The organism is Streptomyces sp. NPDC026092 (genome assembly GCF_040638605.1).
Classification (GTDB): domain Bacteria; phylum Actinomycetota; class Actinomycetes; order Streptomycetales; family Streptomycetaceae; genus Streptomyces.
Genome location: NZ_JBEZYN010000009.1, coordinates 90,288 through 101,882, shown reverse-complemented (window position 1 = coordinate 101,882; position 11,595 = coordinate 90,288). Strand labels below are relative to the sequence as shown.

The 11,595-nt window shown below is 72.9% G+C and carries 11 protein-coding genes; 5 read left to right on the top strand and 6 right to left on the bottom strand.

Annotated features, from left to right (window positions below):
• Positions 1-43: 43 nt before the first annotated feature.
• On the bottom strand, positions 44-670 hold the full coding sequence (locus AB0F56_RS17015) for a YigZ family protein (protein WP_362009757.1): 627 nt from the start codon (positions 668-670) through the stop codon (positions 44-46).
• A 9-nt stretch (positions 671-679) separates the two neighbouring features.
• Entirely contained in the window at positions 680-2,044 is a 1,365-nt protein-coding gene (locus tag AB0F56_RS17010; RefSeq protein WP_362009755.1) for a helix-turn-helix domain-containing protein, read from the bottom strand.
• Positions 2,045-2,217: 173 nt separating this feature from the next.
• Here AB0F56_RS17010 and AB0F56_RS17005 point away from each other — a divergent pair, with 173 nt between their 5' ends.
• The gene (locus AB0F56_RS17005) at positions 2,218-3,729 is read left to right on the top strand and encodes a long-chain fatty acid--CoA ligase (RefSeq protein WP_362009753.1); all 1,512 of its coding nucleotides are present in this window, start codon (positions 2,218-2,220) and stop codon (positions 3,727-3,729) included.
• Positions 3,730-3,732: 3 nt separating this feature from the next.
• Entirely contained in the window at positions 3,733-5,316 is a 1,584-nt protein-coding gene (locus tag AB0F56_RS17000; protein WP_362009750.1) for a carboxylesterase family protein, read from the top strand.
• Positions 5,317-5,329: 13 nt separating this feature from the next.
• On the opposite strand, the gene AB0F56_RS16995 is transcribed toward AB0F56_RS17000, so the two are convergent.
• Both AB0F56_RS16995 and AB0F56_RS16990 read right to left on the bottom strand, forming a co-directional pair.
• The gene (locus AB0F56_RS16995; RefSeq protein WP_362009747.1) at positions 5,330-6,445 is read right to left on the bottom strand and encodes an AI-2E family transporter; all 1,116 of its coding nucleotides are present in this window, start codon (positions 6,443-6,445) and stop codon (positions 5,330-5,332) included.
• A gap of 799 nt (positions 6,446-7,244) precedes the next feature.
• Complete coding sequence (locus AB0F56_RS16990) at positions 7,245-7,622, bottom strand: MerR family transcriptional regulator (protein ID WP_362009745.1); 378 nt, start codon at positions 7,620-7,622, stop codon at positions 7,245-7,247.
• Positions 7,623-7,705: 83 nt separating this feature from the next.
• Between AB0F56_RS16990 and AB0F56_RS16985 the strand changes: the two genes are divergently transcribed.
• Positions 7,706-8,779, top strand: a complete 1,074-nt coding sequence (locus tag AB0F56_RS16985) for an alkene reductase (protein ID WP_362009742.1) — start codon at positions 7,706-7,708, stop codon at positions 8,777-8,779.
• 19 nt (positions 8,780-8,798) lie between these two features.
• Here AB0F56_RS16985 and AB0F56_RS16980 read toward each other — a convergent pair whose 3' ends face one another.
• Complete coding sequence (locus AB0F56_RS16980) at positions 8,799-9,596, bottom strand: SDR family oxidoreductase (protein ID WP_362009739.1); 798 nt, start codon at positions 9,594-9,596, stop codon at positions 8,799-8,801.
• 132 nt (positions 9,597-9,728) lie between these two features.
• Between AB0F56_RS16980 and AB0F56_RS16975 the strand changes: the two genes are divergently transcribed.
• Entirely contained in the window at positions 9,729-10,334 is a 606-nt protein-coding gene (locus tag AB0F56_RS16975) for a TetR family transcriptional regulator (RefSeq protein ID WP_362009736.1), read from the top strand.
• A gap of 254 nt (positions 10,335-10,588) precedes the next feature.
• Complete coding sequence (locus AB0F56_RS16970) at positions 10,589-10,996, top strand: CoA-binding protein (protein ID WP_362010301.1); 408 nt, start codon at positions 10,589-10,591, stop codon at positions 10,994-10,996.
• Between the two features lie 16 nt (positions 10,997-11,012).
• On the opposite strand, the gene AB0F56_RS16965 is transcribed toward AB0F56_RS16970, so the two are convergent.
• Positions 11,013-11,570: a YbaK/EbsC family protein gene (locus AB0F56_RS16965; RefSeq protein ID WP_362009733.1), complete on the bottom strand. Its 558-nt coding sequence runs from the start codon at positions 11,568-11,570 to the stop codon at positions 11,013-11,015.
• Positions 11,571-11,595 lie beyond the last annotated feature (25 nt).

Here is an 11,595-nt window from a genome sequence, read left to right as displayed (position 1 = left end):
GGCCGTGGCTTCGGAGAATCGGACCACTTCCGGGAGCTTCCGCTCACGCATCGCCGTACGCCTCGCCGCCCAGCTCCAGGGTCGCGGTGCCGGCCGTCACGTCGGCGAGCCAGGCCCTGAAGGCGTCGACGTCGGCGTCCGGAAGCCCGATCTCCAGGGCGACGGCCTCGCCGTAGCGGACCTCGCGCACGTTCCGGCCGGTCGCCCGCAGGTCGTTCTCCAGCTTGCCCGCGCGCTGGTGGTCGACGGTCACCGAGGCGAGGCGGTAGCGCTGCCGGGTCAGGGTGCCGAGCGCGTCGAGGGCCTCGCCGACCACGCCCCCGTACGCCCGGATCAGTCCGCCCGCGCCGAGCTTCACGCCGCCGTAGTAGCGCGTGACGACGGCGGCGACGTACCGCACCTCGCGCCGCAGGAGCATCTGGAGCATGGGGACGCCGGCCGTGCCGCCGGGTTCGCCGTCGTCGCTCGCCTTCTGGACGGAGGCGTCGGCGCCGATGACGTACGCGAAGCAGTTGTGGCTGGCGGTCGGGTGCTCCTTGCGGACGCGTGCGACGAAGTCCTGCGCCTCCTGCTCGGTCGCCACCGGCGCGAGGGCGCAGATGAAGCGCGAGCGGTTGATCTCGGTCTCGTGCACGCCCTCGCGGGCGATCGTGCGGTACTGCTCCTGCATCCCGCCACCCTATGCGCCCGGGAACGCGCCCCTGTCCCCCGCCGTCCGCTCCTGCTCGTCGCCGAGGTCCGCGAGCGGCAGCGCCCGCAGGGCGAGGGCCCAGCCGAGGCGGGTCTCGCCCGATTCGCTGGAGCGACCTGTGAGCTCCGCGATACGGCTGATGCGGTTGAGGACCGTGTTGCGGTGGCAGTAGAGCCGCTCGGCGGCCCGGGCGGCGGAGCACCCGCAGTCCAGCCAGACCCGGAGGGTCTCCAGGAGGGCGGCGCGCTCGCCGGTGGTGGCGAGGACCGGTCCGAGGTGGACGGCGACGATCCGGTCCATGATGTCGCCCCGTCCGCTGAGCAGCACCTCGGTGAGCCGGTCGTCGAAGGCCGCGGCCTCGCCGCCGCCGGCGGGGAGGGTACGGAGGGTCTGTTCGGCCAGCCGAAGGGCCCGGCCGGCCTGGGCGAGCCGGTCGAACTCCGGGGAGACCCCGGCGGTGGTCCCGGTCTGCCTGCGGAGCAGGTCGAGCAGGTCGCGCGGGGCGTCGGCGCCGCGCGGCAGCCGAACGATCCCGGCGTAGCGGCCGGCGCGCGGGCGCCAGAAGGACCACAGCCCCGCGGCCTCGAGGACCGGCGCGGGGTGGGGCGGGGCGGCCGGGTTCTGGGCGGCGACCACGACGACGTACCGGTCGCTCAGGGGAACGCCGAGGGCGGCGGAGGCGGCCGCGGCGACGGCCGGGTCGTCGGCGCGGCCGTCGAGCAGGGCCTCGAAGAGAGCGACGCGGCGGGTGTCCTGGCGGCTCCGCAGCTCCAGCTGGGTGAGCCGGTAGGCGTCGGCCATGGCGACGGAGTAGCGGTCGATGGTCTCCCAGAGGGCGCCGGCGACGTCGAGTTCGGTGTCCCTGGTGTCGGTGTCACGGCCGGGGCGGACGCGCAGGTACTCCGCCATGACCTGCCAGAGCACCCGGCCGCCCCGACGGTAGGCGCGCAGGACGGTGTCGAGCGGCACGTTCTGCTCGGCGCGACGACGGCCGGTCTCGCGGGCGGCCTGCTCGAAGTCGACGCCGGTGGGGGCAAGCCCGCCGAAGTCCTGGAGAGCCCGCAGCAGGTTGTCCCGGCAGATCTCCCAGAGGTCCTCGCGGGTGACCGGAGTACCGGAGGCGTACGTACCGGAGTGGGCGCGGATGTCGTCGACGGCGCGGTCGGTGAGACGGGCCAGGTCGCCGATGAGGGAGGTGGCGAGGGTGCGGCGCAGGGTGACACCGGCGCTCGTGGCGGCGGCCGTGGCGGGCGCGCCGGGCACGGGGGCCGCGGCCGGGCGGCCGGTGCCGGGGCCCGTGCCGGGGCCGGTCCGGGGGCCGCGGCCGGGCGTCGGCGCCGGAGTGAGGGTCATGGGCGCACCGTAACGCCGCCGTTTGGCGGATGCCACGTCCTGGACACCTCGGAGAGGCCGCTGCCCACTCCGCGACGTCACATGATGGGCATACGCACATGGTGCCGGACCCGTGACAGGAACGATTCTTTGCCGTGTCGGGCCCGTCAACGCAGCGTTTCCTGGAGCGTGCCATGTCACTGAGCGTCGCCAATGTCCTGGGCGAGTCCGCCCGCCAGTTCCCCGACCGGATCGCGGTCGTCGAAGGGGCGGTCCGGCTGACCTACCGGGAGCTGTGGCACGACGCCCTGCGGTGCGCCGCCGGGCTGCGGGCCGCGGGGGTGAGGCCGGGCGACCGGGTGGCCGTGCTGCTGCCGAACACGACGGAGTTCCTGCGGGCGTACTACGGCGCACTGGCCGCCGGGGCCACGGTCGTCCCGGTCCACGCCCTGCTGGTCGCCGAGGAGGTGCGGTACGTCCTGGAGCACAGCGGCGCGGTCACGCTCGTGAGCGGCGGCCCCCTGTGGGCGGTGGCCGAGGAGGCGGCCCGCGGCGCCGGGGTGCGCGCGCTGCAGGGCGCGCCGATGGCGGCGGAGCCGCTGCGGGCCGCCGAGCCGGCCGGGCCGAGCGACACGGCGGTCATCCTCTACACGAGCGGGACGACGGGCCGCCCGAAGGGCGCCCGCCTCACCCATCTCAACATCGTCCTCAACGCGTCCGTGACCTCGCAGGACCTGCTGGGCATGGGCGCGGAGGACGTCGTCCTCGGCTGTCTGCCGCTCTTCCACAGCTACGGGCAGACCTGCGCGATGAACGGGACGCTGCGGGCCGGGGCCACGCTGGTCCTTATGCCCCGGTTCAGCGGCCCGGCGGCGCTCGCGGCCCTGGCCGACGAGGGCGTCACCGTCTTCATGGGCGTACCGACGATGTACCACGCGTTGGTGGAGGCGGCGGCCTCCGACGCCCGGCGGCCCGCGGCCCTTCGTGCGGCCGTCTCGGGCGGCGCGGCGCTGCCGGTCGCGGTCCTCGAACGGTTCGAGGAGACGTTCTCGACGCAGGTCCTGGAGGGGTACGGCCTCACCGAGACCTCGCCGGTCGCCACCTTCAACCAGCCGCACATCGGGACGCGGCCCGGCACCGTGGGGCACCCGGTGTGGGGCGTGGAGATCGGGGTCGCGGACGCGGCCGTCGAGGACCGGATCGAGCTGCTCGCGGACGGCGAGATCGGCGAGGTCGTGGTGCGCGGGCACAACGTGTTCGCGGGGTACCTCGACGATCCGGAGGCGACGGCCGCGGCGGTGGTGGACGGCTGGTTCCGCACCGGCGACCTGGGCGTCCGCGACGAGGAGGGCTTCCTGAGCATCGTGGACCGGAAGAAGGACCTGGTGATCCGAGGCGGCTTCAACATCTATCCGCGCGAGGTCGAGGAGGTCCTGGTCCGGCACCCGGCGGTCTCGGAGGTCGCGGTGATCGGTGTCCCCGACGAGGCGAAGGGCGAGGAGGTCTGCGCCGTCGTCGTCCTGCGCCCGGGCTCCGGATGCGTCGGGGCGGCGGAGCTGGTGGAGTGGTCGAAGGAGCGCCTGGGCCGGCACAAGTACCCGCGGCTCGTGCGGTTCGTGGACGCGATGCCGCTCGGCCCGACCGGCAAGGTCCTCAAGCGGGCGCTGGTCGCGGCGGGTTCGGGAACGTCGGGCACGGAGGGCTGAGCGGTGCCCGAGGTTCGTGAGCCCGTGGTGTCCCTGCGGGGTGGGGAACTGCGGGGGTTCCTGGTCGAGGGGGCGCTGGGTGAAGGGTCGCCGGTCGGTGGGCCGCCGGTCGGTGGGTCGCTCGTGGACGGGTCGCCGGTCGAGGGCGCGCTCGTCGACGCGTCCCCGCCTCGCCGTGTCGCCGCCTTTCTGGGTGTGCCGTACGCGCAGGCGCCCGTGGGGCCGTTGCGGTTCCGGGCGCCCGAGCCCGTCGAGGCGTGGGACGGTGTGCGGGGCGCCCTCGCCTTCGGGGCGACGGCGCCCAAGCGCCCGTACGCGGCCCCTCTCGACACACTCCTCCCCGACCCGGACGTGACGGGGCCGAACTGTCTCAACCTCAACGTCTGGGCGCCGTGGCCGCCACCCGCGGGCGAGCCGGAGGCCACGGGCCGGCCCGTCATGGTGTGGATCCACGGCGGTTCCCTGGTCCACGGCTCGTCGGCCGTCCCCGTCTACGACGGGGAGGCGTTCGCGCGCGACGGTGTCGTGCTCGTCTCCCTCAACTACCGGCTCGGCGTCGAGGGGTTCGGGGTCTTCCCCGACGCCCCGGCCAACCTGGGCCTTCGCGACCAGCTGGCCGCGCTGACGTGGATACGGGAGAACATCGGGGCCTTCGGCGGCGACCCGGAGCGGGTCACCGTCTTCGGCGAGTCGGCCGGCGCGATCTCCCTCGCCGCGCTGCTCGCCTCGCCCCTCGCCAAGGGCCTGTTCCGCAGGGCCGTGCTCCAGAGCGGGGCGCCGATGGCGCTGCCCCTCGACCGGGCCCGCCGGACGACGGAGGCGATAGCCGCGCACCTGGGCGTGCCGGCGACGGCGCGGGCGCTGTCCGCCGTACCGGCGGAGCGGCTGCTCGACGCGCAGACCGAGGTGACGGGGAAGGGTTCGCCGCTGACCGGCGGGCACTCCTTCCAGATAGCCGTGGACGGCGAGGTCCTGCCCCGCGATCCGTTCGAGGCGCTGCGCGAGGGCGCGTCGGCGGACGTGGACCTGCTGATGGGCACGAACACGGAGGAGTACCGCCTGTGGTTCGTGCCGAGCGGGCTCACCGAGCGCATCGGCCGGCTGGCGCTGCGCGCCGCGGCCTGGAAGACCAAGGTGCCGACGCGGACCGTACGGACGTACCGGGCGCGCCGCCCCGGCGAGAAGCCGGGCGAGCTGCTGGGCGCGCTCGCGACGGACAAGCTGCTGCGGGTGCCGCAGATCCGGCTGGCGGACGCCCGGGCGGCGGGCCCGGGCGCCACGTACGTCTACGAGTTCGGCTGGCGCTCCCCGGTCCTCGGCCTGGGGGCCTGCCACGCCCTGGAGATCGGCTTCGTCTTCGACACCCTCGACCGGCCCGGGACGGAGGCCCTGACGGGTCCGGACGCGCCGCGCCCGCTCGCCGCCGCGATGCACTCCGCGTGGGTGCGGTTCGCGGCGACGGGCGATCCGGGCTGGCGGCCCTGGGACGGGGCGCGGCCGGTGATGACCTTCGGCCGCCCCGGCGACGACGGGCCGACGGTGGTCGAGTCGCCGCGCGAGGAGGAGCTGCGGGCCTGGGGCGTCTGAAGGGCCGGTGCGCCTACGACGCGACGGGGGCGCCGAGGGGCGCCTCTTCGGTCTCCCGTTCCCGCGGCGGTTCGCTGAGCTGTTCGCGCAGGTAGTTCCAGACGACCGCGATCAGCGCGGCGATCGGTACGGCGAGCAGGCTGCCGACGATGCCGGCGAGGCTGCCGCCCAGGGTCACCGCCAGCAGGATCACGGCGGCGTGGAGGCCGAGCCCCCGGCTCTGGATCATGGGCTGGAAGACGTTCCCCTCCAGCTGCTGCACCACGACGATGATGGCGAGGACGATCAGCGCGTCCGTCAGACCGTTGGACACCAGCGCGATGAGCACGGCGACCAGGCCGGCGAACAGGGCTCCCACGATGGGCACGAAGGCCGACACGAAAGTCAGCACCGCCAGCGGGAGCACCAGGGGCACGCCGAGGATCCACAGGCCGATGCCGATGAAGACGGCGTCGAGCAGGCCGACGAACGCCTGCGAACGCACGAACGCGCCCAGGGTCTCCCAGCCGCGCGCGGCGACGACGGGGACGTCGACGGCGAGGCGGCCGGGGAGCTGACGGGTCAGCCAGGGCAGGAACCGCGGGCCGTCCTTGAGGAAGAAGAACATGAGGAAGAGCGCGAGGACGGCGGTGACGACCCCGTTGAAGACGGTGCCCACGCCCGTACCGACGGCGCTGACCAGGCTGCCGACGCTGTTCTGGACGCGGTCGACGGCCGTGTCGAAGGCGCCGGAGATCTGCTCGTCGCCGATGTTCAGCGGCGGTCCCGCCGCCCACTCGCGCAACTTCTGGATGCCTTCCACCACGCCGTCGGCGAGCTCCCCCGACTGGGACGAGACGGGCACCGCGATCAGCGCCACGATGCCCGCGGCCACGAGGAGGAAGAGCACGGTCACGGCCGAGGCCGCCAGCGCGGGGGGCCAACCCCACCGGCGCAGGTGGCGGGTGAGGGGCCAGGTCAGGGTGGTGAGGAGAAGGGCCACGATGAGGGGCCAGACGACCGACCACATCCGGCCGAGGAGCCACAGGGCGACCGAGGCCATGACGAGGACGACGAGCAACTCGGCGGAGACACGGGCGGATCGCCGGAGCGCGGCGGCGGCCTTCGTGGAACTGAGCGTGGCAGGCATGGGGATCACCCTATGGGTGCCCGGCGGCACTCCGGGAGCCCGGTCGTCGTGGACACCGGTCCACCGGAGTCCACGGCGGCGCCGGTCACGGCGCCGCCGGCCGTTCCACGGGGCGGGACGTCAGCCGACCCGGCCGTACATCTGTCGCTACGGACCACACACGGGCTCTTGAGACCACGAGCAGTATGGATCAAGGCCGTGCGCAGAGAAGGCAAGTGGGAGCGCACCGGCGCACCTGCCGAAGCACCGCTGCTCCTGGCATCTCCTCGACCCAGTCCTCAAACGGTGGCTCGCGGACGGGATCAAGGGCCTGCCCGCGATCACCTGCGGTCACCAGGGCTCAGCCACGGACGCATGCTTGGTCCTCGTCTCACTCAGCGTCTCGATGATCAACAGACCCGCCGTTTCATGGACACTCCCGCCGCAGGCCATCAGAGATCCTGAACCTCCAATTGCTGTCGAATTAGAGATGTCGGCAAGGTGATTCGGTGACCCACTAAGGCTGACCTGCAACAACGGACAGGGCACGGAATCAGGTCGGCAACCTATGAGGCGACCAGCTGGGCCACGCACAAGGCGCCCAGCCGGGCAATCGGCGAGCCAACCAGTGAGGCAACCAGGTTCAGGAGCACGCAGCGGCGCCGCAGGGTCGCGACGGCCGCAATCGGACGAGCAGTTGATGAGGGGCGGGGACGACGACTGACCGCGGTGGACGAGATCGGCTGTCTCTCTCAACACCATGATCAGCCCCTATCCCGATGCACCCGCCGTTTGCGAAGGCTCGGGACCTTTCTCGGGGTCAGTCGGCCGTGGCCGTCGCCAACCCCGTCCGGTGCGCCCGGGCCGCGGCCATCAGCCCGTCGAGGGTGTCCCTGGTCCGTACGAGGTCGGCGATGTGCGCGGAGAGCCGCTCCCGCTCCAGCGCCATCCGCTCCAGCGCGGCGTCGGAGTTCTCCTCGCTGGGCGCGTCGACACAGGGCAGCAGCTCGACGATGGTGCGGCTGGACAGACCGGCGGCGTACAGGCGCTGGATGAACGCGACCCGCTCGACCTCGACGTCCGTGTAGTGCCGCTGCCCGCTGGCGCTGCGCGTGCTGGCGAGGAGGCCCTGATCCTCGTAATAGCGCACGGACCGGACACTCACCCCGGCCCGCGACGCGAGCTCACCGATCCGCACGAAGCCTCCCGACTGCGTTCCGCTGTGTTCCGGCTCACAACAGCTTGCCTCTGACGTCAATGTCAGGTCTTAGCGTAACCGACATGACAACTCTCTTCACCAGCTTCCGACTCGGCGGCCTCACCCTCCCCAACCGCGTGGTCATGGCCCCGATGACCCGCGTCCGGGCCGCCGCCGGCGGCCTCGCGACCCCCTCCATGGCGGCCTACTACGCCCAGCGGGCCACGGCCGGGCTGATCGTGAGCGAGGGCGTGCAGCCGAGCGTCGTCGGGCAGTCCAACCCCGGTACGCCGGGGCTGCACACCGACGAGCAGGTCGAGGCATGGCGCCCCGTGACCGCCGCCGTCCACGCCAACGGCGGCCGGATCTTCGCCCAGCTCATGCACGGCGGCCGGGTCTCCCACCCCGACACGACCGGCCTGCGGCCCGTCGGGCCGTCGGCGGTCCCGGCGGTCGGCGACGTGTTCACCCCGACCGGCCCCCAGCCCGCTCCGACGCCCCGCGCGCTGGACACCGCCGAAGTGCCCGAGCACGCCCGCTCCTACGGCCTGGCCGCCCGCCGCGCCGTCGACGCGGGGTTCGACGGTGTCGAACTGCACGGCGCCAACGGCTACCTGATCTCGCAGTTCCTCTCGTCCAACGCCAATCTGCGCACGGACCGCTACGGCGGCCCGGTCGAGCACCGGATCAGGTTCGCGGTCGAGGCGGCAACGGCGGCCGTCGACGCCGTCGGAGGCGCCAGGACCGGCATCCGGCTCTCTCCGGGCGGTACGTTCTGGGGCGTCGAGGAGACCGACGTACGCGAGTTGTACACCGCGCTCCTGGCCGAACTGGCCTCCCTGGACCTCGCGTACATCCACCTCGAAGCCACCGCGGACGAGGAGCTGCTGGTCGCCCTGCGGCGGGCGTGGCCGGGTGCGCTCGTCATGAACCCGGTGCTGCCGATGGGCCCGAAGCAGACCGGCCGGGACGACGCCGACCACTGGCTCGGCCTGGGCGCCGACCTCATCAGCTTCGGCCGCGCGTACGTCGCCAACCCGGACCTGGTCGAGCGGATGCGGGGCGGGCTGCCGATCGCACCGGCCGACGAGGCCACGTACTACCAGGGCGGCGACGCGGGCTACCTGACCTACCCGGCGTACCAGCACACGGCCTGACCCCGAGCGGGCGCCGAGCTCAGCGCGCGCCCGTCATGGATCCCATGACGAGGACCGCGCGGCGCCTGGTCAGACCGCGGCTCAGGCTCGCCATCACACGGTTGCGTCGGCCGGAGACGACACTCGGCGGCGGCGTACGGCGGTCCAGGGCCCGCAGCGCCGTCGCCACGACCTCCTGCGGGGACTGCATCTTCGCGCCGCCGGCGGCGGCATCCGTGCCGGTGACTTCGAAGAACTCGGTGCCGGTCGCGCCGGGCGACAGGGCGAGCACACGGAGCCCGGTGCCGCGGGACTCCTGCCACAGGGCCTCGGTGAAGCTCAGCACGAACGCCTTGGCCGCCGCGTAGACGGCCATGTTGGGGACGGGGAGATACGCGGCCATGCTGGCGACGTTGACGAGCACGCCGTCGCCGGCGCTCCGCAGCGGCCCGATGAACGCGCGGCTGATGTCGACGAGGCCGGCGATGTCGACGGCGATCTCCTCGCGCAGGCGCTGCGGGTCCTCGGTGTGGAACGGCCCGAAGGTGCCGAACCCGGCGTTGTTCACGACGCTCGTCACGGTCAGCCCGCGCCGGGCCACCTCCTCCGCGAGGGTCTCCCCCACGCCGGGCAGGCCGAGGTCGAGCGGTATGGCCGTGGCGCGGACGCCGTGGGTCGCGGCCAGTTCGGCGGCCAGGTTCTCGAGCCGCTCCCGGCGCCGGGCGACGAGCACGACGGCCGAGCCGCGCGCGGCGATCTGCCGCGCGAACTCGGCACCGATGCCGGCGCTCGCGCCGGTGATCAGGGTGGTCTGGCGGCGGTAGTCGACGGCACTCATGGCTGCTCCCCAGGATCGATGGATCGATGGATCGATGACGCGGTGAACCCACTCCGAATGTCACTGTAGGCCGAAACTGTCACCGAGTGTCAATACGGTACGGGGTGACACCGGCTGGTAGGCTCCGTACTCATGAGCGACGACGACAAGACCGTCCGCGGTGGACTGCGGGCCCGCACCCGGCTGGCCGTGCAGGCCGAGATCGTCGCCACCGCGATGCGGCTGTTCCTGGAGAACGGCTTCGAGGCCACGACGATGGAGCAGATCGCGTACGAGATCGGCATCTCGCGGCGCTCGCTCTTCCGCTACTTCGGCACGAAGGAAGACATCGTGCTCGGCGACCACGCCGAGAGCGGCCGGTCCCTGCGGGCCCTGCTCGAGGCCCGTCCGGCGGAGGAGCCCCCGTGGGACGCGCTCCGGGCCGCCCTCAAGGCGCTCGTCGACGCCCTGCCGTACTCCTCCGAGGACTTCCTCAGGATCACGACCATGCTCCACGCGTCCCCGTCGCTCCGGGGACGGCAGCTGGAGAAGCGCCAACAGTGGGTCGACCTGCTCGTGCCGGACGTCACCCGGCGCCTGGGCGACCCGGCGGACCCCATGACGGAGTCACGCGCCCGCGCACTCGTCGCCTGCGCCCTGGCCTGCTCGGACGTCGCACTGGAGACCTGGGTCCGCAGCGAGGGAACGGTCGACATGGTGCAGGTCTTCGACGAGGCGGTGGCGGCGGTACGCGGCTAGGGAGTGTCCGGAAAGTGTGGTCGTCCGCCCGAAGGGCGGGGCTCGCGGCGTCCGGTGCGTGCGATCGCAAGGCGCCGGGATGCCCTCGTAGCGGAGCTACGTGGGCATGTCGGCGACGCGGCGAGCGTGCGTGCCGGACGCCGCGAGCCAGGCCAGACTTTCCGGACACGACCCAGGGGGTGTCCGGGAATCCCACACGATCGACGCTCGTTCAGCCTCCAGGAGTGTCCGAACTCAGCGACCGGAGACAGAGCGTGCACAGCGACACGGAAACCATCCGCAGGATCCTCGACGAGCACGGCGACACCTGGGCCATCGTGGGGCTCTCCGCCAACGAGGAGCGCGCCGCCTACGGCGTCGCGGCCTTCCTGCAGCGGCACGGCAAGCGGATCGTGCCCGTACACCCGAAGGCCGAGACGGTCCACGGCGAACAGGGCTACGCCTCCCTGGACGCCATCCCCTTCGACGTCGACGTCGTGGACGTGTTCGTCAACAGCGCCCTCGCCGGCGCGGTAGCCGACGAAGCCGTCGCCAAGGGCGCCAAGGCCGTCTGGTTCCAACTCGGCGTCGTCGACGAAGCCGCCTACACCCGCACCCGCGCCGCAGGCCTCGACATGGTGATGGACCGCTGCCCGGCGATCGAGATCCCCCGCCTCGGCTGACGGGCACATACCGGCCTCACTCGACGCCCAGGCCCTCCAGCACGACCGCCCCCGGCAGTTCGGCGAAGGTTTTGCCCGGGACGATGAGTTTGCCGCGGCGGCGGCCGCTGCCGATGAGGACCCAGGGGGTGTCGACGACCGTCGCGTCCACGAGGACGGGCCAGTCGGCCGGGAGGCCGATCGGGGTGATGCCGCCGTACTCCATCCCGCTCTCGCCCGTCGCGGTCTCCATCGGGGCGAACCGCGCCTTGCGGGAGCCCAGTTGGCGGCGGACCACGCCGTTGACGTCGATCCTGGTGTCCGACCGGACCACGCAGGCCGCCAGGGTCGTCTCCTCGCCGCGCTTTCCGGCGACGATCACACAGTTCGCGGACTGTTCGAGGAGTTCGCGGCCGTGGTTCTCGACGAAGACGGCCGTGTCGGCGATCTCCGGGTCGGTGTCGACGTACAGCAGCTGATCCGCCGGGACGGTGCCCTGCCAGGCGCGTACGGCCGCCGCGACCGGTTCCGTGAGCCGGTCCAGGCAGTCGGGGGCGGGAACGGCGTTGTCGAAGTCTCCGATGGGTGCGCGCATGGAGCCCAAGCTAACAGCGGCCGCC